General features: G+C 58.4%; 21 protein-coding genes. 11 read left to right on the forward strand and 10 right to left on the reverse strand.

The window, feature by feature from the left end:
* Positions 1–118 precede the first annotated feature (118 nt).
* Complete coding sequence (gene rssB, locus FW800_RS01790; protein ID WP_005786210.1) at positions 119–1,300, forward strand: two-component system response regulator RssB; 1,182 nt, start codon at positions 119–121, stop codon at positions 1,298–1,300.
* On the forward strand, positions 1,300–1,782 hold the full coding sequence (rssC, locus tag FW800_RS01795) for an anti-sigma factor antagonist RssC (protein ID WP_010212025.1): 483 nt from the start codon (positions 1,300–1,302) through the stop codon (positions 1,780–1,782). Before rssB ends, rssC begins: the two co-directional genes overlap by 1 nt.
* A gap of 201 nt (positions 1,783–1,983) precedes the next feature.
* Here the strand turns inward: rssC and tal are convergent, their stop codons facing one another.
* From tal to FW800_RS01810, 3 genes are all read right to left on the reverse strand, one after another.
* A complete protein-coding gene (tal, locus tag FW800_RS01800; RefSeq protein WP_003189693.1) occupies positions 1,984–2,910 on the reverse strand; it encodes a transaldolase in 927 nt (308 codons plus the stop codon).
* Positions 2,911–3,526: 616 nt separating this feature from the next.
* On the reverse strand, positions 3,527–4,522 hold the full coding sequence (dusA, locus tag FW800_RS01805) for a tRNA dihydrouridine(20/20a) synthase DusA (RefSeq protein WP_446436842.1): 996 nt from the start codon (positions 4,520–4,522) through the stop codon (positions 3,527–3,529).
* A 227-nt stretch (positions 4,523–4,749) separates the two neighbouring features.
* Entirely contained in the window at positions 4,750–5,187 is a 438-nt protein-coding gene (locus tag FW800_RS01810; protein WP_032877202.1) for an acetyltransferase, read from the reverse strand.
* 509 nt (positions 5,188–5,696) lie between these two features.
* Between FW800_RS01810 and FW800_RS01815 the strand changes: the two genes are divergently transcribed.
* The gene (locus tag FW800_RS01815; protein WP_248090874.1) at positions 5,697–5,987 is read left to right on the forward strand and encodes a DUF6124 family protein; all 291 of its coding nucleotides are present in this window, start codon (positions 5,697–5,699) and stop codon (positions 5,985–5,987) included.
* 145 nt (positions 5,988–6,132) lie between these two features.
* Positions 6,133–6,351, forward strand: coding sequence for a hypothetical protein (locus FW800_RS01820; protein ID WP_446436843.1), 219 nt, complete (start codon positions 6,133–6,135; stop codon positions 6,349–6,351).
* Between the two features lie 100 nt (positions 6,352–6,451).
* On the opposite strand, the gene FW800_RS01825 is transcribed toward FW800_RS01820, so the two are convergent.
* Positions 6,452–7,639 carry an MFS transporter gene (locus tag FW800_RS01825; protein WP_446436844.1) on the reverse strand — a complete coding sequence of 396 codons (1,188 nt, stop codon included), beginning with the start codon at positions 7,637–7,639 and terminating at the stop codon, positions 6,452–6,454.
* Between the two features lie 482 nt (positions 7,640–8,121).
* On the opposite strand from FW800_RS01825, the gene mqo reads away from it, so the two are divergent.
* Positions 8,122–9,768 carry a malate dehydrogenase (quinone) gene (mqo, locus tag FW800_RS01830; protein ID WP_446436845.1) on the forward strand — a complete coding sequence of 549 codons (1,647 nt, stop codon included), beginning with the start codon at positions 8,122–8,124 and terminating at the stop codon, positions 9,766–9,768.
* Between the two features lie 60 nt (positions 9,769–9,828).
* Here the strand turns inward: mqo and FW800_RS01835 are convergent, their stop codons facing one another.
* Entirely contained in the window at positions 9,829–10,677 is an 849-nt protein-coding gene (locus tag FW800_RS01835; RefSeq protein ID WP_446436846.1) for a LysR family transcriptional regulator, read from the reverse strand.
* A 127-nt stretch (positions 10,678–10,804) separates the two neighbouring features.
* Between FW800_RS01835 and FW800_RS01840 the strand changes: the two genes are divergently transcribed.
* The 4 genes from FW800_RS01840 to FW800_RS01855 all read left to right on the forward strand — a co-directional run bounded on the left by FW800_RS01840 (position 10,805) and on the right by FW800_RS01855 (position 13,557).
* A complete protein-coding gene (locus FW800_RS01840) occupies positions 10,805–11,086 on the forward strand; it encodes a DUF6124 family protein (RefSeq protein ID WP_446436847.1) in 282 nt (93 codons plus the stop codon).
* Between the two features lie 326 nt (positions 11,087–11,412).
* The gene (locus FW800_RS01845; RefSeq protein WP_446436848.1) at positions 11,413–12,195 is read left to right on the forward strand and encodes a 2OG-Fe(II) oxygenase family protein; all 783 of its coding nucleotides are present in this window, start codon (positions 11,413–11,415) and stop codon (positions 12,193–12,195) included.
* Positions 12,192–13,097 (forward strand): DMT family transporter, encoded by a 906-nt coding sequence (locus tag FW800_RS01850; protein WP_103733556.1) that lies wholly within the window; start codon positions 12,192–12,194, stop codon positions 13,095–13,097. The genes FW800_RS01845 and FW800_RS01850 overlap by 4 nt, the downstream gene beginning before the upstream one ends.
* A gap of 130 nt (positions 13,098–13,227) precedes the next feature.
* Positions 13,228–13,557 carry a YXWGXW repeat-containing protein gene (locus FW800_RS01855; protein ID WP_005786252.1) on the forward strand — a complete coding sequence of 110 codons (330 nt, stop codon included), beginning with the start codon at positions 13,228–13,230 and terminating at the stop codon, positions 13,555–13,557.
* Between the two features lie 54 nt (positions 13,558–13,611).
* On the opposite strand, the gene FW800_RS01860 is transcribed toward FW800_RS01855, so the two are convergent.
* The 4 genes from FW800_RS01860 to FW800_RS01875 form a co-directional block, all read right to left on the reverse strand.
* Positions 13,612–14,007, reverse strand: coding sequence for a PIN domain-containing protein (locus FW800_RS01860; RefSeq protein WP_446436849.1), 396 nt, complete (start codon positions 14,005–14,007; stop codon positions 13,612–13,614).
* On the reverse strand, positions 14,004–14,261 hold the full coding sequence (locus FW800_RS01865) for an AbrB/MazE/SpoVT family DNA-binding domain-containing protein (protein WP_078820648.1): 258 nt from the start codon (positions 14,259–14,261) through the stop codon (positions 14,004–14,006). The genes FW800_RS01860 and FW800_RS01865 overlap by 4 nt, the downstream gene beginning before the upstream one ends.
* Before the next feature lie 170 nt (positions 14,262–14,431).
* Complete coding sequence (gene ppnN / locus FW800_RS01870) at positions 14,432–15,805, reverse strand: nucleotide 5'-monophosphate nucleosidase PpnN (protein WP_078820649.1); 1,374 nt, start codon at positions 15,803–15,805, stop codon at positions 14,432–14,434.
* A 148-nt stretch (positions 15,806–15,953) separates the two neighbouring features.
* Positions 15,954–16,778: an aspartyl/asparaginyl beta-hydroxylase domain-containing protein gene (locus tag FW800_RS01875; protein ID WP_446436850.1), complete on the reverse strand. Its 825-nt coding sequence runs from the start codon at positions 16,776–16,778 to the stop codon at positions 15,954–15,956.
* A 277-nt stretch (positions 16,779–17,055) separates the two neighbouring features.
* Between FW800_RS01875 and fabV the strand changes: the two genes are divergently transcribed.
* Both fabV and FW800_RS01885 read left to right on the forward strand, forming a co-directional pair.
* A complete protein-coding gene (gene fabV, locus FW800_RS01880; protein WP_046072680.1) occupies positions 17,056–18,249 on the forward strand; it encodes an enoyl-ACP reductase FabV in 1,194 nt (397 codons plus the stop codon).
* 215 nt (positions 18,250–18,464) lie between these two features.
* Positions 18,465–19,106 (forward strand): HAD family hydrolase, encoded by a 642-nt coding sequence (locus tag FW800_RS01885; protein WP_446436851.1) that lies wholly within the window; start codon positions 18,465–18,467, stop codon positions 19,104–19,106.
* Here FW800_RS01885 and FW800_RS01890 read toward each other — a convergent pair.
* Complete coding sequence (locus tag FW800_RS01890; protein ID WP_032877192.1) at positions 19,084–19,989, reverse strand: LysR family transcriptional regulator; 906 nt, start codon at positions 19,987–19,989, stop codon at positions 19,084–19,086. The two genes, FW800_RS01885 and FW800_RS01890, sit on opposite strands and share 23 nt — an antisense overlap.
* Between the last annotated feature and the right edge of the window lie 99 nt (positions 19,990–20,088).

The raw sequence follows: 20,088 nt of genomic DNA on the forward strand, positions 1-20,088 counted from the left end.
TGCATGGGCGAAATCCCAATGCTTTGTAGGACAGAGAGGCTAGAAAGCGAATCCAGTACGTGAGCCCGGCCATTGCCGAGCCGCCTACGCCAACCTAATTCTGGCGCCGTTTGCCCACATGCAAAAAACCAGTGCCACGCTGCTGATAATCGATGACGACGAAGTAGTGCGCGCGAGCCTCGCGGCCTACTTGGAAGACAGTGGCTTCAGCGTCCTGCAGGCCAGTAATGGCCAACAGGGTCTCCAGGTATTCGAGCGCGACAAGCCCGACCTTGTGATCTGCGACCTGCGCATGCCCCAGATGGGCGGCCTGGAGCTGATTCGCCAGGTGACCGAGCTTGCCCCGCAAACGCCGGTGATTGTCGTGTCCGGTGCCGGTGTCATGAACGACGCTGTCGAAGCCCTGCGCCTGGGCGCTGCCGATTACCTGATCAAGCCCCTGGAAGACCTGGCCGTGCTGGAGCACTCGGTGCGCCGCGCCCTGGACCGTGCCCGCCTGCTCCTGGAAAACCAGCGCTACCGCGAAAAGCTCGAGACCGCCAACCGCGAGCTCGAAGCCAGCCTGAATCTGCTCCAGGAAGACCAGAACGCCGGTCGCCAGGTGCAGATGAACATGCTGCCGGTGAGCCCCTGGAGCATCGACGAGTTCAAGTTTGCCCACCAGATCATCCCGTCGTTATACCTGTCGGGTGATTTTGTCGACTATTTCCGTGTGGATGAGCGACGCGTGGCGTTCTACCTGGCCGACGTTTCCGGCCATGGCGCCTCTTCTGCCTTTGTGACCGTGTTGTTGAAGTTCATGACCACGCGGCTGTTGTTCGAGTCCAAGCGCAATGGCACCTTGCCGGAGTTCACCCCTTCCGAGGTGCTGGGCCACATCAACCGGGGCCTGATCAGCTGCAAGCTGGGCAAGCACGTGACGATGGTCGGCGGCGTGATCGACGAAGAAACCGGTCTTTTGACCTACAGCATTGGCGGTCACCTGCCGATGCCTGTTTTGTACACTCCTGACAGTGTGCGCTACCTGGAAGGGCGTGGCCTGCCGGTGGGCTTGTTCAACGAAGCCACCTACGAAGACCACATCCTGGAACTGCCGCCGACCTTCAGCCTGACGCTGATGTCCGATGGCATCCTGGACCTTCTTCCAGAGCCTACACTCAAAGAGAAAGAAGCCGCCTTGCCCCAAAAGGTCAAGTCGGCGGGCGGCAGCCTGGATGGCCTGCGGCAGGTTTTTGGATTGGCCACGCTAGGGGAGATGCCGGATGATATCGCCCTATTGGTGTTGAGCAGGAATCTTTGATGAGTACCGGAAGAATCCAATTCGCCGAGCAAGACGGGACCTTCGTCCTGAAGTTTGTCGGTGAAGTGCGCCTGACCTTGTGTTCGGCCCTGGATGCGACGATTGAGCGGATCTTCACAGCGCTGAACTTCTCGGCGATCGTGATCGACCTGACCGAAACCCGCAGTATCGACAGCACCACCCTGGGGCTGTTGGCCAAGCTGTCGATTCTGTCTCGGCAGAAGGTCGGCCTGTTGCCGACGGTCGTCACCACCCACGAAGACATCACCCGTCTGTTGCAGTCGATGGGCTTCGACCAGGTGTTCAACATCGTTGACCGCCCAATTCCCTGCCCGGAATGCCTCACCGACCTGCCGTCGCAAGACCAGTCCGAAGAGATCGTACGGGTCAAGGTGCTCGAAGCGCACAAGATCCTCATGGGCCTCAACGAGTCCAACCGCGAAGCCTTCCACGACCTGGTCAACGCCCTAGAGCGCCACTGACGGCTTCCCTGTCGAAACACATACCCATGTGGGAGGGGGCTTGCTCCCGATAGCGGTGTATCAGTCGGCACATATCCAACTGACAGTCCGCAATCGGGAGCAAGCCCCCTCCCACAGTTGATCTGCGACTGGCTTGAGGCTGGCGCACACAAAAAAGGGCGGCACCCTCACAGGTGCCGCCCTTTTTGCTGCTATCTGTCCTTACAGCTTGGCCGACAACAACGCCTCCAGCTTCTCCTGATCCCGAGCAAACTGGCGAATGCCCTCTGCCAGCTTCTCAGTCGCCATCGCATCCTCGTTGGACTCCCAACGGAACTGCGCTTCAGTCATATGCACCCGCGCCTCACCGGCATGGCCTGGCGCCAGCTTGCGCTCCAGCTTGCCTTCATCCGCCGCCAGCTTCTCCAGCAGGTCCGGGCTGATGGTCAGGCGGTCACACCCGGCCAGCTCTTCGATCTGGCTCAGGTTACGGAAGCTCGCACCCATCACCACAGTCTTGTAGCCATTGGCCTTGTAGTAGTTGTAGATGCGCGTCACCGACTGCACGCCCGGGTCATCGGAACCGGTGTAGTCGTTGCCGTTGGCCTTCTTGTACCAGTCGTAGATACGGCCCACGAACGGCGAAATCAGGAACACACCTGCTTCAGCACAGGCAACGGCCTGGGCGAAGGAGAACAACAGCGTCAGGTTGGTCTGGATGCCTTCTTTTTCCAGCTTCTCCGCGGCGCGGATGCCTTCCCAGGTGGAGGCGATCTTGATCAGCACGCGATCGCGACTAACTCCGGCTTTGTCGTACAGGTCGATCAGACGGTGCGCACGCTTGAGAATGGCTGCCTCGTCGAACGACAGGCGCGCATCCACCTCAGTGGAAATACGGCCCGGCACTACTTTGAGAATTTCTTGACCCACCGCCACCGCAAAGCGGTCACTGGCCAGGCCCACATCGCCGTTGCAGTCCTGTACACACTCATCCAGCAGCTTGGCATAGCCCGGGATCGACGCAGCCTTGAGCAGCAGGGAAGGGTTGGTGGTCGCGTCTTGCGGCTTGAGCTTGGCGAGGGTGGAAAAATCGCCGGTATCGGCTACGACAGTGGTGAATTGCTTGAGTTGTTCCAGCTTGGAAGTCATGGGCGTGCTCTGTCCTGTGGGTCTGATGACATTACCCGAGCGCTGGCAAGCGCTCAAGGGCGCAAATGCGTTAGGTCGTTTGCGAGGGCAATAACCTGGAAACGGCCGTTTGAATTACCGGCAATGGTGCACAATAGGAGGGCAAAATCGTTGGCAGGTTCAACCCAACTGCCCGATAACCACCCCAATCAAACTGTGAGAGCCGGCTTGCCTGCATGACGCCAGCCCAGCCACTGATATTCACCTGACCCCCATCAGTCAAACTGTGGGAGCTGGCTTGCCTGCGATGAAGCCAGTCCAGCCACTGATATTCACCTGACACACATCAGTCAAACTGTGGGAGCTGGCTTGCCTGCGATGACGCCAGCCCAGCCACTGACATTCACCTGACACACATCAGTCAAACTGTGGGAGCTGGCTTGCCTGCGATGACGCCAGCCCAGCCACTGACATTCACCTGACCCCCATCAGTCAAACTGTGGGAGCTGGCTTGCCTGCGATGAAGCCAGTCCAGCCACTGACATTCACCTGACCCCCCATCAGTCAAACTGTGGGAGCGGGCTTGCTCGCGAAAGCAGCCTGTCAGCCCCAAATACCCCCACTGACACCCAACCCGTCACCGCCCCTCCAACAATTCCCCCGCCTGATCCAGCAACGCCAACGGATCCACCGCCTTATGAATATCCACCGACAACAATTGCCGAAACTTACGCGCCCCCGGGAAACCGGTTCCCAGCCCCAGAACGTGGCGCGTGATGTGATGCATCGAGCCACCTGTTGCCAAGTGCTCGGCTATATACGGGCGCAACTGTGCCAGCGCCTCGGCGCGGGTGATGACAGGCGCAGTGCTGCCAAACAGCTGTTGATCCACCTCGGCCAGCAAATACGGATTGTGATACGCCTCCCGCCCCAACATCACCCCATCAAACGTCTGCAAATGCTCCTGGCACTGCTGCAACGTCTTGATCCCACCATTGAGATTAATCTCCAACTCCGGAAAATCCCGCTTCAACTGCGCCGCCACGTCATAACGCAACGGCGGAACGTCCCGGTTCTCCTTGGGCGACAACCCCTCCAGAATCGCAATCCGCGCATGCACGGTAAAACTGGTGCAACCGGCATCCTTCACCGTCCCGACGAAATCACACAGCTCGGCATAACTGTCCCGGCCATTGATGCCGATACGGTGCTTCACCGTCACCGGGATCGATACCGCATCGCGCATCGCCTTCACACAATCCGCCACCAGGGCAGGGTGCGCCATGAGGATCGCGCCGATCATGTTGTTCTGCACCCGGTCGCTGGGGCAGCCAACGTTCAGGTTCACTTCGTCGTAACCGGCGGCCTCGGCCATACGGGCGCAGGCGGCCAGATCAGCCGGAACACTGCCGCCCAATTGCAGCGCCAGCGGGTGCTCGGCTTCGTTGTGGCGCAGGAAGCGGTCGTGATCGCCGTGGAGGATAGCGCCGGTGGTGACCATCTCGGTGTAGAGCAGGGCGTGTTTGGAGAGCAGGCGTAGGAAGAACCGGCAGTGGCGGTCGGTCCAGTCCATCATCGGGGCGACGGAGAAGCGGCGGGAGATGGCTTTCGGTGGAGCTATGGCTGAAGGCATTGGAGTCTTGGATGGAGAATGCGAAGGGTGGGCAGTTTATCAGGAATGGGTCGGAGGGGGCTGGGTGTTGATTGGGTGGCGCGAGCCCCAAATATTAAATAAATCTGTCCCCGTTTCCCGGTCCCCTTTTCCCGAACGCACGGCCTCTTTTCGGTCCTGGGGGCCTGGTTTCACTACTTGTGAGTCGGCCCTACACGAATGTGTAGGGCCGATTCTTTATCGTGCTCTTAGCGGGATAAGTTCATGTGTAGTAGCGGGAACGGCCTGCCTTCACCATCCAAAGGAGAGCGGCCTGTTTGAACGAACCCGTAATGGAGATAGAAGCCTACCGCCTGGGGGTTTTGCTCGTTTACGTCAACGCTCATCGTAGAGCGCGAACTGCGAACGTGATTTAGTAGTGCACGGCCCATACCTTGGCCGCGAAGATCAGGATCAATAAAGAGCATTTCTACGTGGCTTTGGTTGAGTCCAATAAAGCCAAGCGGGTTGTCTTTCACGTCTACCGCAACCCATACGTCAACAACGGGTAGATAGATGTCGCGGAGCTGCGGAAGCAGCGCATCTATGTCGGACTCTTGAAGAAAGTGGTGAGTGGCGCGAACGGATCGCAGCCAAATGTCGAGCAGTTGCGGATAGTCGGCAGCACTTGCCTGACGAATAATCATGAAATCAACCTTATACACTTGATATCTAAATAGAGGCTCGCCGGTAAATAGCGGCCGTGTAAGTGTCGGCATCTGTATGACCGCTTCGCGAGTTAACGCCTGGGCGGTGCACGGCAGAGGTAGCCGAAAAGGAGGGGAGCTGAAAAATACTTTGTGTTTTTCGATGCGTCAAGAAAACGGGCACTTGATCGATATTCAAAATGTGCGCACTCAATGCCGGTACTCAGTAGGGGCTTCTACAGCATGAAAGGTGCAAAAAATGGTACGCAGAAATCTGGTCTGGAAGCCTTTAAAAATATTTTGTCCAAGCCGTCATCGGTGCAACGTATGAAGCGACAGAGTGATCTATGGGAATAGGTCAGGATTTCCAGGAAATATCCTACGCTTTTTCGGCTTGCCCCCTGGATCATCCATAGCTAATCTCGTCAAGCCGCTGAATACCCAGTGGCCGGAGGTGGAAGTCCGTATTGCTAAGGCGTTTTTAACTCCCGAATATTGGAGCTTCGCCCATGCACCACGACACTCGCAGTCCTTCACTTGATCAAAGTAAATCGTCCATCGAATGTCCAAGCAACAACCTATTCCTCGTAAACCCAACCCTCGACCCCGAAACCCTCCTGGCTAACGCCGCCGAAAACCTCGCAGCCGCCAACGAAATGGCCGCCACTTTGGCGTTCGACCTCGACGATTCCCAGCGCGCCATCGCCCTAGGCATTCAGCAGTTAATCGAGTTGAGCTCGCTGCTGGTTGACCGAGCCCAGGAGCAGGTTGCGCCTGTGACCGCCTCAGTTAAAGCCTGACAACCAACCCTGCCGCCTTACCCAAGGCGGCGACCTGAACTCATGCTGTCCCCCAGTAAAGTTTCATAATTCCCTGCGCAGTTGAGGTCTACGATTCCCTGCAAGAGAGGACCCCAGCGCCTCCAGTCCACAGGGAACTGAAACCATGATCTCGAACCTCGTCAAAGTTGTGGTGATCACCGGCACGTTGATGTTGAGTGCTTGTTCATCTTCACCAGCCGTGAGCAGTGACCCGTGCTTTTCAGGTGGATGCCAGGCGTTTGGCGACCACAGCCACAGCAAAGCCGCCAAGATGAATTTTGGTGGTAGTGGACTGGGGAGTAGTTATGGGGAGTATGGGGCGGGGTTGTTGCATGATGATTGATGGGGTGGTGGGTCAGTCAGTGGTGTGTTGACTGGCCCATTGCTATCGGGGGCAAGCCCCCTCCCACATTGGATCTATGATCGGCGCAAAACTTGTGGCGTTAGTGGCCGCCTTTCATACGCCGAGCGATCAGGTAGAGGCCCAGGCCGACCAGGGCTGTTGCGGCGCCGATGTAGCCGGTGCTGGTCCAGCCTAGACCGGCAGTAATGGCCATGCCGCCAAACCACGGGCCGAGCGCATTAGCCAGGTTGAACGCGGCATGGTTGGACGCTGCCGCCAGGCTTGGCGCTTCGTGGGCAATGTCCATCAGGCGAATCTGCAACGGTGCTGCCAGCGCAACCATAGTGCCAACCAACCCCATGCTCAGCAGCACGCCCCATAGCGACGAGGCGGCGAAGGGGAAGAACAGCAGCACGGCCATCGACCACACCAATATCAAGCCTACGGCTCGAAACTGCATGCGATCAAACAGCTTGCCGCCGGCAATGTTGCCGATGATACCGCCGACGCCGAACGCGGCGAGGCCGAAGGGGATCCATTGCGGCGAGACCTTGGTCACTTCGAGCATGGTTGGCGCCAGGTAGCTGAATACGCAGAACATCCCGGCAAAGCCAATTGCACCGATGGACAGGGCCATCCAGACCTGGGGTTTGGTGAAGGCGCGCAGTTCCTTGCGCGGGTCGCTGCGTTGTTCGTCGTGGCGGTGGGGCACGAATTGCCAGACCAGGGCGATGGTGAGCAGGGCGATCACGCTGACCAGGGCGAACGCCGAGCGCCAGCCCAGGTGTTGGCCGAGGAAGGTGGCGATGGGGTTGCCGAGCAGCATGGCCAGGGTCAGGCCCATCATCACGCGGGCTACGGCGCCGGCGCGTTTGTCGGTGGGCACCATGCTGGAGGCGACCACGGCGGCGATGCCGAAGTAGGCGCCGTGGGGCAGGCCGCTGATAAAGCGGAAGGCCACCAGCGAGCCGAAGGTGGGGGTGAAGGCGGTGGCGAAGTTGCCCAGGGCGTACAGGCCCATCAGTAACAGCAGCATGTGTTTGCGCAGCAGCTTGGCGCCGAGGATGGCCAGCAGTGGGGCGCCGACCATCACGCCCAGGGCGTAGGCGCTGATGGCGTGGCCGACTTGCGGTTCGCTCAGGCCCAGGTTCTGGGCGATGTCGGGCATCAGGCCCATGATGGCGAATTCGCCGGTGCCGATCGCGAAGGCGCCTACGGCCATGGCCGCTTCCATTTTCGCGGCGCTGCGCGCGGGCAGTACGTGCCCGAGTGTTTGCTGGGTAGTCATGGGTAACTCTGTGTGGAAGGTGTGCACGAAGGACAGCTGCCGATGCTACGCAGGCAATGGCGAAGGTGTCTAGAACCGCCATTTGCGTGAGAGTTCCGGGCCTGTGACCGCAGGTCGCGGCTGTCAGGCTTGACACCGGCGCATTAAAACCCGCGATTTAGGCCTGTCAATTGGCCAAACGGCGCATAAACGCTGTTTAGCGTGATATTCTGCGCGCCGTCTTGGTCTAGTCTTTCCCTGGTGCGTACACCCGTATACGTCCCAGCGGTTGGCTGTCGCCCAGGTAGCTGAAGCCAATAACGATAAGAAGTCAGCGCAGAAGGGACATAACAGTGAGGTCGATCCATCGGCCTTGTGTGCCCACCCTGCAGCCTTCATGTGAATGTGCAGACCCCGCGGTACGTTGCCTGACGTAGCGTGAACGAGGGTTACTCATGATCGGGGGCGGTAGGGCGGATGGCGTTTTATCATAGGTGCTACTGATGTTTAAAAAAGTAAACACTGCCCTGCTGGGGCTGGCTTTGTCGATGGGGATCACGTCCGTTCACGCGGAAGAGGCAAAGAAAGTCGATGTGCTGCTGATCGGCGGCGGCATCATGAGTGCGACCCTGGGTGTCTGGCTCAATGAGCTGGAACCGGACTGGTCGATGGAGATGGTCGAGCGCCTCGATGGCGTGGCCGAAGAAAGCTCCAACGGCTGGAACAACGCCGGTACCGGTCACTCGGCCCTGGCTGAGCTGAACTACACCCCGGAAGACAAGAACGGCAACGTTGAGATCCCGAAAGCGGTCGAGATCAACGAAGCGTTCCAGATTTCCCGTCAGTTCTGGTCCTGGCAGGTTCAGCAGGGCGTGTTGAAGAACCCGCGTTCGTTCATCAACTCCACACCGCACATGAGCTTTGTGTGGGGCGATGACAACATCAAGTTCCTGAAAAAGCGCTACGAAGCCCTGAAGGCCAGCCCGTTGTTCGCCGGCATGCAGTACTCCGAAGACCCGGCGCAGATCGCCAAGTGGGTTCCGCTGATGATGGAAGGGCGTGACCCGAGCCAGAAAATCGCGGCCACCTGGAGCCCGATCGGTACCGACGTGAACTTCGGCGAGATCACCCGCCAGTTCGTCGCTCACCTGCAAACCACGCCGAAGTTTGACTTGAAGCTGTCGAGCGAAGTGCAGGACATCACCCGCAACGACGACGGTTCGTGGCGTGTGAGCTACAAAAACCTCAAAGACGGCACCAAAACTGAAACCGACGCCAAGTTCGTGTTCATCGGCGCCGGCGGCGGTGCCTTGCACCTGCTGCAGAAGTCGGGCATTCCGGAAGCCAAGGAATACGCTGGCTTCCCGGTCGGTGGTTCGTTCCTGGTGACCGAGAACCCGACAATCGCCGAGCAGCACCTGGCCAAGGCCTACGGTAAAGCCTCGGTCGGTTCGCCACCGATGTCGGTTCCGCACCTGGATACCCGCGTGCTGGATGGCGAGCGCGTGATCCTGTTTGGCCCATTCGCAACCTTCTCGACCAAGTTCCTGAAAGAAGGCTCGTACCTGGACCTGCTGACCAGCACCACCACCCACAACATCTGGCCCATGACCAAAGTCGGTATTCGTGAATACCCACTGGTCGAGTATCTCGCCGGCCAACTGATGCTGTCGGACGACGACCGCTTCAAGGCGCTGCAAGAGTACTTCCCGAACGCCAAGCAGTCCGACTGGCGCCTGTGGCAAGCCGGCCAGCGCGTGCAGATCATCAAGCGTGACGAAGAGCAGGGCGGCGTGCTGAAACTCGGTACCGAAGTGGTCAGCTCTGCTGACAACTCCATTGCCGGCCTGTTGGGTGCATCGCCAGGCGCGTCCACCGCGGCTCCGATCATGCTGACCGTGCTGCAAAAAGTCTTCAAGGACAAGGTAGCAAGCCCGGCCTGGCAGGAAAAACTGCACCAGATCGTGCCAAGCTACGGCACCAAGCTGAACGACAGCCCTGAAGCTGTTGCCAAGGAATGGGCCTACACTGCCGGTGTGCTGCAACTGACACCACCGCCAGCTATCCCGCAACTGGCTGCTCCACAGGCTACCGAGGCTGCCAAGCCTGCGGCTGAGCCAAGCAAGCCGGCGTCTGACCTGGCGCTGTAAGCAACACCCACGAAAAAGCCCGCTGAACCGGTGACGGTCAGCGGGCTTTTTTGTGGGCATTCAGAGGGTGAATCCCTTCTTGAGTTGCTCATGCAGATGAAGCGCCAGATGGTTTGCGCTATCGGACAACAAGTAGATGTGGTGGCGCGGCAATTCAGGCAGTTGAACGCCGGGGATATTTTGGGTCAACCCAGCGGTTATTCGGCTTTCTTCAATCAGGCCAACGGCCAATCCGCAGATCACGGCGGCTTCTACCGCAGTAGAACTGGCACTTTCCAGCAGGACTCGATAGTAGGCGCCATGCTCTTTCAACGCCCGTATCGCCGAGGCTCGATAGGGGCATCCGGTTAATTGCACGGCGATAGGTAGCGGCGCCTGTTCCGGTGTTTTGAATTGGTCGGAAACAACCCATACAGGCTGTATCGAACCCAACTGTTCTCCCTGCTCCAAGGGCTGAGCACTGACGACCAATGCCAAATCAATCTGTTCCCGGCTGAACATGGTGAACAGTTCGCCACTGGATCTGGCTTCTATTTCCAACTCAAGCAAGGGATTGTCAGCGATAAGCTGCGGCAGGAAATCGCGCATGAAAGCCGGCGCATAAGAATCGGGAAGCCCCAGGCGAATCCTTCCTTGCATGCGCTGGGGGGTTAAGGAGGCCAGTAAGCGGTCGTGGCTCTTGAGAAAGTCGGTGGTTTCGCTGAGTAGTTTCTTGCCATACATCGTCAGCTCAACACCTTGGTTACTCCGGCTGAACAGGCGTTGGCCGACTAAGTCTTCCAGCTTTTGAATCTGCGTCGTAACGGTCGAAGCGCTCCGATGCACATGGCTCGCCGCTTCATTGAAGCGACGGAAGCGGGCGACCGCATGGAAGGTTCGCAGCAGATCGATATTGAGTTGCTTGCTCATGATTCTTCTTTTGAGGATTAGTTGTGCAGGTTATTCAAATATACAAAATCATGCTCGCAGCCTAGCCTTTTATTCAGCCGGCGTCATCACGGCGCTGTGTGATCAAAACTGCGAAAGGAACTGCGCTATGGATAAGACAAAACCCAACCGTTCTCGAAGTACGAAAGCAGACAACTCCGCTATGGCGGCTCGATCAAAGGTTAGTCTCTTTTCGGTTTCTTCTGATGTGGATACCGAAACACTTCTGGCTAACGCTGCTGAGACGTTCTCATCCGTTAATAATTTGATATCCAGCCTGGCATTTGAGCTTGAAGGCGCTCACAGGGGGCTTGCTCTCGGGATTCAGCAGATGACCGAGCAAGGTTTGTTGTTGGTTGATAAGGCATTGGAGCAAGTGGCACCTGTCTAGGGTGACCTAATGATGGATGGCGCCTGTGGCATTGATGAACTTCGATATACACGGCAAGTGCCAGTGAGAGCGTACGGCTTTTGCTGGCATCCATTGTGAGTGACAAAGCATGGAGTCAGATAGATATGAAGTATGGTACTCGATATTTGGTATCACTTCGGGGAGTCGGTCACCTGAAGTCAGCCCTGCAAGCATCACTGGCTCCCACATCCCGATGCAAGCATCCCGGGGCGCTGCTCGACACGTTGCAACACTGGAGTGACAGTTATTTGCGAGGTGATGGCCCATGCCTCACAGGTCACCGCAGCTTAGCGAACCTGGGGTACATGAGATCGCCACTGGCGATGGCCCAGCCCGAGCAATTGACGGCCGTGGCCCAGGTCTCGGGGCTGTTTAGTGAGAAGGGCATCGCCGAGTTGAGGCGAGCGTGTTATCAGTTGGAGGCGGGGTCCAGCACCAGCGACTGGATTATCTCTAACCGTACCCGTGCGGCAACGCGGTCATCGACACTTATCCGGGAGATGATGGACAGTCGGGCGTTCCTGCTGGCGGTGTCAAAAATTGCAGGTGTGCCGCTGGTTCCGCACCCTTTCTTGCGCGCCCGTTCCCAGGTCAATTACTTCTACCCGCCCCAGGCTCAGCACGATAGGGCACAGATCGGTATGTGGCATACCGATGGAACCAGCTTTGTGCTGAACATAGTGCTGTCTGAGCCCAGCGAGTATGAAGGTGGAGAGTTCGTTTATTTTGAGGGCCCTGTGGAGCGCTTTGATGTCGCAAGCCTCAATGACAACGTGCGAAGCTGTGGTGTGAAAGCCAGTGGCGATGCGGTGTATATCTACGGCAGTCGAGTGTTTCATGGCGTGCGCCCACTCACTCAAGGCCGGCGCATGTCGTTGGTGTTGTCGTTTCACTGTCCTTACAGTCAGGCGGATGTCAATAAGTTCTGGCACTTGGCATCCGACGATGGCGTGCTGCGTACCATCAAGCCGTGGTTCCAGCTCAAGCGTGACCTGGTGCGACCCGCCAGCGAGCAATATCGGCGTTTGGGGATTGACCCCATCACGTTTGGCGAACTCGTGCCGTTGCAGTTGCAGGGGGCACGATGACGGCTCGTATCGGCTACACGCGGTTGTTACTGCTTCAGGTCGTCTTTGTCCTATCCTGGAGTTCCGGCTTTATAGGTGCCAAGTTAGGCGCGCAGAGTGCTGGAGCCTTCAACCTTTTGTTCTGGCGTTTTTTGTTGGTTTCGTTATGCCTGGCAGTGTTTTTGAACAGACGGTTGCTGAGGGTTTCCTGGCAGCAGATTCGTCATCACGCAGTTGTCGGGTTCCTGTCGCAGTTCCTATATTTGAGTTGCCTCTACGTGGCGATCCAGAACGGTCTACCGCCCGGGATCGCGGCGATCATTGCGGCGTTACAGCCGTTGATGACAGCGGCATTGTCGACAGGCATGGCGTCCGAGCGCAGTGGCGGCTGGCAGTGGTTGGGGTTGATGATCGGCTTTGTCGGTGTGTCGATTGTGATTGCCGGGCAGTATGGTGGTGGCGGGCAGGGTGTCGGGTTGGTCATGTATCTCTTGCCTCTGGTGTCGGCACTTGGGCTGACACTGGCGACCTTGTACGAGCGTCGTTCGGTGCAGACCCAGGACAGCGGGTTGGTATTGCCGCTGTTTATCCAGTCGCTGTTGACCTTGATAGGTTTTACCGCGGCCGTGATCTACACCGACACCCTGAGTATTCCCCATGACACCAACGTACTGATTTCGATTGTGTGGCTGACGGTGTTCTCCACCTTCCTCGCCTATTTGAGCCTGTGGATGCTGCTACGGGTGATGACGGCCACCCATGTGGCGGCGCTGGTGTACCTGGAGCCGCCGGTGACGTTGGTGTGGGCGGCGTTGATGTTTGGCGATGTGATCCACGCATCGACCTACGCGGGTATTGCCGTGGTCGTGGCGGGGTTGGTGCTGGTGCGCCTGAAGCGACCGACTGTCGCCTGTACTTACTGAGGCTGGCAGGTTCAGCAACCCGACAGACACCGCCTGTTAAAAAGTACCCAGGGCCAAGCAGGAGCGTGGCTGAAACAAGGGGGGATTTTTACCAGTGCAGGTGTTGGGCGTTCGCGCCCGAGGGTTTTGTATGTTGCTACGTTATGCAGCATTGGCCGCCATGGTGGTCGCCGCTTCCGGGTGTGTGCAGGAGCGTGTTGTGCATGAGCGCAGGCCGGTACAACACGAGTACGTTGATGTGGTGGCGCCGCAACCGCCGCCGGTGCAGGTGATCGAAGTGGAGCCTGCGGTGCGCGAAGGTTATATCTGGTCACGCGGTTATTGGCGTTGGGAAGGCGGGCGTTATGTGGCAGTGCATGGCCATTGGGAACCAGTGCGTCAGGGCTATCGTTATGTACACCCGCACTGGGTGCAGCGTAATGATGGCTACCACTGGCAGATCGGCGGCTGGGTTCGCTGACCCAACGCTTTCTCCCATTGGAGCGAGCTTGCTCGCTCCTACAAAAAAGCCGGCCTAGCCGAGCCGTTTCATCCCCGCTGCCTTGGCCGCGTTCAGATCAAAGGTGGCAGTGTACTCGCAGCCCGCCGCATGGCCACAGCGTTCAACCAGGCAGTCGGCAAAGTCCGCTTTGCTTGCGGTGAACCTGCGCAGGGCCTGCCAGATGATATCGGCGTGCTCGACGGTCAGTTCCCGTGTGTGCAGCAAGGTTTCCAGCACCGTCACCACGTCGCTTTTGGCCGACTGGTAGCAGGACTGCAACACCCACACCAGCTCCGTAAGCGTCACCAGGCTGACAAAACCGGGTGAGGCGGCGGTGAGCGATTCGATCAGTTGGGACGCCTTGGCCGATTGCGCAGGATCATCCTGGGTCACATAACGCACCAGCACGTTGGTATCCAGGCCAATCATCCAGCGGTTGCTCCCTGGGCCGCGATGGCTCGGTTCATGTCTTCGATAGACACGGTGTGAGCGGGTTTGCGGATCAACCCCTTGAGGTCCTTGACGGTTTTGCTGGCGGCGATCATGGAAAACTTGCCGTCTTCCAATTCGACGAATTCCACACGGTCGCCTGTTTCCAGGCCCAGGGCTGTCCTGACCTGGACAGGGATGGTGATTTGCCCTTTTGAAGTGAGTGTGGCGGTAGCCATAGTGAAGATCTCCATCGTGATATTCCTTACCTTAGGGTAAGGAATGACAGAGGACAATATCCGTTGGTCCATAGGTCGCTCGCAGGTGTGAGTCAGTCGGTAGTAAAACCCTAGTCCGAATGCTCGATACTCACACCGTTGGCTACGCCCCAAACAGATACAAACTATGACCGACCGCCGCTGGCTTACTGCACCACGCGATAGCACGGCACATACGCCGCGCCGCCCGGCAGTTTCATGCGGTGCTGGGCCACGAACGCCTTCAATAATTCATCCAGCGGTTTCATGATCGCCGGGTCGCCGTGGATCTCATACGGGCCGTTCTCTTCGATCAGGCGGATGCCCTTGTCCTTGACGTTACCCGCCACGATCCCCGAGAACGCCCGGCGCAGGTTGGCTGCCAGTTCATGGGGCGGCAGCGCGTGGCTCAGTTGCAGACTGGCCATGTTTTCGTGGGTAGGATCGAACGGGCGCTGGAAGCCTTCGTCGATCTTCAGCAGCCAGTTGAAGTGGAACGCGTCGTTACGCTCGCGGCGGAACTGCTTCACTGCCTTGAGGCCGGCCGTCATCTGGCGCGCCACTTCGGCGGGGTCGTCGATGATGATCTGGTAATGCTGCTGCGCCGCTTCGCCGAGGGTGGCGCCGACGAACGCGTGCAGCTGTTCCAGGTAAGGCGCGGCGTGTTTGGGCCCGGTCAGCACCACCGGGAACGGCACGTCGCGGTTGTCGGGGTGCATCAGGATGCCCAGCAGGTACAAAAACTCTTCTGCCGTGCCGGCGCCGCCGGGGAAGATGATGATGCCGTGGCCGACGCGCACGAAGGCTTCCAGGCGTTTTTCGATGTCCGGCAAAATCACCAGTTCATTGACGATGGGGTTCGGTGCTTCGGCGGCGATGATCCCAGGCTCGGTCAGGCCCAGGTAACGCCCGCCGGTGATGCGTTGCTTGGCGTGGGAAATGGTCGCGCCCTTCATCGGGCCTTTCATCACGCCGGGGCCGCAGCCGGTGCACACGTCTAAACTGCGCAGGCCCAGTTCGTGCCCGACTTTCTTGGTGTATTTGTATTCTTCGGTGTTGATCGAATGGCCGCCCCAACACACCACGATCTTGGGCTCCACACCCGGGCGCAGCGTGCGGGCGTTGCGCAGCAGGTGGAACACGTAGTCGGTGATGCCTTGGGAGTCGCTCAGGTCGATGCGCTGGCTGTCCAGCTCGTTCTCGGTGTAGACGATGTCACGCAAGGCGCTGAACAGCATCTCGCGGGTGCTGGCGATCATCTCGCCATCGACAAAGGCATCGGCCGGGGCGTTGAGCAGTTCCAGGCGCACGCCGCGGTCCTGCTGGTGAATACGCACTTCAAAGTCTTTGTAGGCGTCAAGGATGGTCTTGGCGTTGTCGATATGCGCGCCGGTGTTGAGGATGGCCAAGGCGCATTGGCGGAACAGGGTGTAGATGCTGCCGGTGCCGGCTTCACTCAGTTGCTGCACTTCACGTTGGGACAGGGTTTCGAGGCTGCCCTTGGGGCTGACGGAGGCATTGATGACTTGACGTTGGGGCATTCTGATTCCTTGAAAGCACAGCCACCGCGCCCGTTTCGGGGCGATGGCTTGAGAATGGTGAGCGCCAATTAAGGTCGCACGAGACGGTTATTTACCTCAGGCGCGAGGCCCAGCGCAAATACCGTCCAGCACCATCATGCCGCAGAACTTACTGAATCAGCTTCCAGTTTTTGTAGAAAACCCGACGCAGGGTAAAGACCAGCCCGGCAAAGCCTGCGATCACGGCGTTGAGCACTGACGGCAGCAAGGTCGGGCGCACGATGTCGATGAACAGGCAGTAGCGCTTGGCGTCGTTTTTGTTGAAGGACGCATGCATCAGGGTGTCATCGAAGATGAACAGCGGGTCGTCGTGCCAGTAGTGCTTGTGCTTGCCTACCTGGATATACACGCCTTCGTGGTGGGGCGCCGGGGCCATGTTGTAGAGCACGCGGAACATCATGCGCAGGGGGCCGAAGTGAAAGGACGTGGAACGGTTCTCGTTGAATACCGAGACACCGATGGTCTTCACGAATGGCAATTTCTTGCGCAGTTGCGGGATATCCAGCGTGGTCTCGATGGGGCGGCCGTACCACTGGAAAAACAACATGCCGCGTTTCTTCTCAGCCATGCGTTCGTCCAGATACCCGATGATTTCATCCTTGCGGGCCATGGCGTCGTCGATCACCTGTTGCAGGTCTTCGCGCCAGGCCGGTGGCAGGTCTTGCATCGTATAGACATGGCGGTTGCGGCTGCTCAGCAGATCGAGCAGGGTGTTGAACGGTGCCAGCACCCAGGTATTGCGACCGTTGCCGATGAAGTATTTCTTGATGGTGCCGCGATCGTACAGGCCGTTGCGCAAGAAATCATAGACACCGCACACCACCACCAGCAGCAGAAACACCAGGCAGGTTCGCGGAAAACAGCCCATCAATAGCAACACGCCGAGTATCCAGGCGAGGGACACCAGCTTTTTGCCGACAGCACTTTTGCTCATGAAACATGGCTCCAACTTTGAAACATAATGAAACAATATCGTCATGATAGGGCTTTATGGCCCGCGCAGGCGTTTTAAATGGTTCGAAAATTGTGAAGCCTCTGCACAATTTTTAACCCCCGGCAGGGGCGAGCCGGGGGCGTTGTGGATTGAATTTTGAGAACAGAAGATTTGCGACTATCGTGACGCTTCGGTTTTTTGGACGTCATAGACCGGTACGATTGAAGTTGAATGGCCACCACTGGCCTTCGGCACCTTGGAAGAGGCAGAAATTTTTATGATCATCAAACCGCGGGTTCGTGGCTTTATCTGTGTGACCGCCCACCCTGTTGGCTGTGAAGCGAACGTCAAAGAGCAGATCGACTACGTAACCAAGAATGGCGTCATCGAAGGCGGCCCCAAGAAGGTGCTGGTCCTCGGTGCCTCCACCGGTTACGGCCTGGCCGCGCGCATCAGTGCCGCGTTTGGCTGCGGCGCCGACACCCTGGGCGTGTTTTTTGAGAAAGAAGGCGAAGAAGGCAAGCTGAGCTCCGCCGGCTGGTACAACAGCGCGGCATTCGAGAAGTTTGCCGTGGAAAAAGGCCTGTACGCCAAGAGCATCAACGGCGACGCGTTTTCCGACGAGATCAAGCGCCTGACCATCGACACCATCAAGAAAGACCTGGGCAAGATCGACCTGGTGGTCTACAGCCTGGCCGCGCCACGCCGTACCGACCCGCAAGGCGTGGTGCACAACTCCACCCTCAAGCCAATCGGCAAGGCCGTGACCCTGCGCGGTATCAACACCGACAAGGGCGTGGTGGTAGACACCACGCTTGAGCCTGCAACCCAGGAAGAAATCGACGGCACCGTGAAGGTCATGGGCGGCGAAGACTGGCAGCTGTGGATCGATGCCCTGCGTGACGCCGATGTGTTGGCCGAAGGCGCCAAGACCACCGCCTTCACCTACCTCGGTGAGAAGCTGACCCAGGATATCTACTGGAACGGTTCCATCGGCGAAGCCAAGAAAGACCTGGACAAGAAAGTCCTGACCCTGCGCGAAAACCTCGCGGCGCTCAAGGGCGACGCCCGCGTGTCTGTGCTCAAGGCCGTGGTGACCCAGGCCAGCTCGGCGATCCCGATCATGCCGCTGTACCTGTCGTTGCTGTTCAAGGTGATGAAAGAGCAGGGCACCCACGAAGGCTGCATCGAGCAAGTCTACGGCCTGTTCAAGGACAGCCTGTACGGTAAAGAACCTAAGCTGGATGCCGATGGCCGCCTGCGCGCCGACCTGGCTGAGCTGGAACCCAAGGTCCAGGACGCCGTGGCTGCGCTGTGGAACCAAGTCACCGATGATAACGTCAACGAGATCAGCGACTTTGCCGGTTACAAGGCTGAGTTCCTGCGCTTGTTCGGCTTTGAAGTCGACGGCGTGGACTACGACGCGGACGTGAACCCGACCGTCAAGATCAACGGCCTGGTCCAAGCCTAAGATCTGATGCAGATCTAAAATGTGGGAGGGGGCTTGCTCCCGATAGCGGTGTACCAGTCAACATCTTCATTGATTGACACACTGCTATCGGGAGCAAGCCCCCTCCCACATTTGGACCGCGTCTTTTCAGACACTTCTTACACCCCGGCGCGCGCTTCGCTCTTTTGGATCTGTCAGACTCCTGTAGCTATCAAGCCACGCCAACGGAGGATCTGATGACGATTCGTGCAGTAGTTTTTGATTTCGGCGGTGTCCTGTTCGACTGGAGCCCGCAGCACCTGTACCGCAAGCTGATTGCCGACGATGCAGAACGGCAGTGGTTCCTCGACAACATCTGCACCCAGGCCTGGAACACCGAGCAAGATGCCGGTCGTACCCTGGCTGAAGCCACCCGCACCCTGATTGACCTGCATCCCGATCACGAACCCTTGATCCAGGCTTACTACGAGCGCTGGCACGAGATGCTGCGCGGTGAGTTAGCCGACGGTGTGGCGATTCTCAAGGCGTTGCACAAAGCCGATATGCCATTGTTCGGGCTTACTAACTGGTCGGCAGAGACCTTCCCCTACGCTCGGGCCCACTATCCGTTCCTGCAACTCTTTCGAAACATCGTCGTGTCCGGCGAGTTGGAATTGATCAAGCCTGATCCGGCGATCTACCACGCCAGCCTTGATCAGATCCGCGCTCACCTGCCGGACATAAAACCGAGTGAAGTGGTGTTTATTGACGATGTCGCCGGCAACACCGAGGCCGCTATCGCCTTGGGTTGGCAGGGCATTCATCATGTATCTGCCGAGCGTACCGCCGCGCGTCTGCGGGCGTTGGGCGTGGCCTTTAATGTGCCCACTTTTCCATGACGAAATCGACGAATGCCCGCAGCTTGGGCAGGCGGTAACGGTCATGGCGATACAGCAAGTGCATCGGGCGGCTGGGCAATTTATACGTGGTTAACAGGGCCACCAGCTTGCCGCTCTCCAGGTCCGGTTGCACCAAGGCGTCGGCCAGCATCGTGATGCCCATGCCGTTGACGGCCGCCTGGCGCAAGCCTTGCGAGCTGTTGATGGTCAATGACCCCGCCACCGGAACCTCCACCTCGCTGCCATCCTCGCTCATGCGCCACAGTTTGTCGGTGTCACGCCAGTTGTCGTTCGCAGGGTAGGCGAATGCCAGGCAGTCATGTTGTTGCAGGTCCTGCGGGGTCTGCGGCGTGCCGCGTCGCGCCAGGTAGGCAGGCGATGCACAGAGGGTGAGCGTGTAGGGCTGCATAGGCCGGGCGATCAGGCTGGAGGTCCCCAGTTCACCGAGACGGATCGCTACGTCGAAGCCACTGTCGACCAGGTCCATGCGTTCATTGCCCAGCACCACGTACAGGTCGATAAGTGGATAACGCTGGGAAAACTCGCTCAGGGCCGGCACCAGGCGTTCGGTGCCGAACACGGGAGGCGCGGTGATGCGCAGGCTGCCCTTAGGAGCTTCGCTGTGGATTTGCTCGGCCAGCAGTTCGGAGTCCGCCACCAGCCCCAGCACTTCCAGGCAGCGCTGGTAATATTGCCCGCCAAATTCGGTCAGGTTCTGTTTACGCGTGGTGCGTTTGAGCAAGCTCACGCCCAACCGTTGCTCCAGCGCCCGCAGATGGTTGCCCACCATGGTGGTCGACATCCCGCATTCTTGCGCGGCGGCAGTCATGCTGCCGGTTTCGACCACTTTTACGTACACCGACATTGCCTGGAACAGATCCATTATCAAGCCCTGATTTAAAGTCATTGCAGATATTCGCAGTTTATCCAGCGCAGGTGGTTAACGATACTTCTATCACCGCAACGATGCACTGGAGCCGCA

The sequence above is a fragment of the Pseudomonas sp. 910_23 genome, assembly GCF_052850795.1.

Coding starts and splice junctions, on each gene's coding strand:
- rssB (WP_005786210.1), top strand. CDS start 119: ATGCAAAAAACCAGTGCCACGCTGCTGATAATCGATGACGACGAAGTA.
- rssC (WP_010212025.1), top strand. CDS start 1,300: ATGAGTACCGGAAGAATCCAATTCGCCGAGCAAGACGGGACCTTCGTC.
- tal (WP_003189693.1), bottom strand. CDS start 2,910: ATGACTTCCAAGCTGGAACAACTCAAGCAATTCACCACTGTCGTAGCC.
- dusA (WP_446436842.1), bottom strand. CDS start 4,522: ATGCCTTCAGCCATAGCTCCACCGAAAGCCATCTCCCGCCGCTTCTCC.
- FW800_RS01810 (WP_032877202.1), bottom strand. CDS start 5,187: ATGATTATTCGTCAGGCAAGTGCTGCCGACTATCCGCAACTGCTCGAC.
- FW800_RS01815 (WP_248090874.1), top strand. CDS start 5,697: ATGCACCACGACACTCGCAGTCCTTCACTTGATCAAAGTAAATCGTCC.
- FW800_RS01820 (WP_446436843.1), top strand. CDS start 6,133: ATGATCTCGAACCTCGTCAAAGTTGTGGTGATCACCGGCACGTTGATG.
- FW800_RS01825 (WP_446436844.1), bottom strand. CDS start 7,639: ATGACTACCCAGCAAACACTCGGGCACGTACTGCCCGCGCGCAGCGCC.
- mqo (WP_446436845.1), top strand. CDS start 8,122: ATGTTTAAAAAAGTAAACACTGCCCTGCTGGGGCTGGCTTTGTCGATG.
- FW800_RS01835 (WP_446436846.1), bottom strand. CDS start 10,677: ATGAGCAAGCAACTCAATATCGATCTGCTGCGAACCTTCCATGCGGTC.
- FW800_RS01840 (WP_446436847.1), top strand. CDS start 10,805: ATGGATAAGACAAAACCCAACCGTTCTCGAAGTACGAAAGCAGACAAC.
- FW800_RS01845 (WP_446436848.1), top strand. CDS start 11,413: ATGAGATCGCCACTGGCGATGGCCCAGCCCGAGCAATTGACGGCCGTG.
- FW800_RS01850 (WP_103733556.1), top strand. CDS start 12,192: ATGACGGCTCGTATCGGCTACACGCGGTTGTTACTGCTTCAGGTCGTC.
- FW800_RS01855 (WP_005786252.1), top strand. CDS start 13,228: ATGTTGCTACGTTATGCAGCATTGGCCGCCATGGTGGTCGCCGCTTCC.
- FW800_RS01860 (WP_446436849.1), bottom strand. CDS start 14,007: ATGATTGGCCTGGATACCAACGTGCTGGTGCGTTATGTGACCCAGGAT.
- FW800_RS01865 (WP_078820648.1), bottom strand. CDS start 14,261: ATGGAGATCTTCACTATGGCTACCGCCACACTCACTTCAAAAGGGCAA.
- ppnN (WP_078820649.1), bottom strand. CDS start 15,805: ATGCCCCAACGTCAAGTCATCAATGCCTCCGTCAGCCCCAAGGGCAGC.
- FW800_RS01875 (WP_446436850.1), bottom strand. CDS start 16,778: ATGAGCAAAAGTGCTGTCGGCAAAAAGCTGGTGTCCCTCGCCTGGATA.
- fabV (WP_046072680.1), top strand. CDS start 17,056: ATGATCATCAAACCGCGGGTTCGTGGCTTTATCTGTGTGACCGCCCAC.
- FW800_RS01885 (WP_446436851.1), top strand. CDS start 18,465: ATGACGATTCGTGCAGTAGTTTTTGATTTCGGCGGTGTCCTGTTCGAC.
- FW800_RS01890 (WP_032877192.1), bottom strand. CDS start 19,989: ATGGATCTGTTCCAGGCAATGTCGGTGTACGTAAAAGTGGTCGAAACC.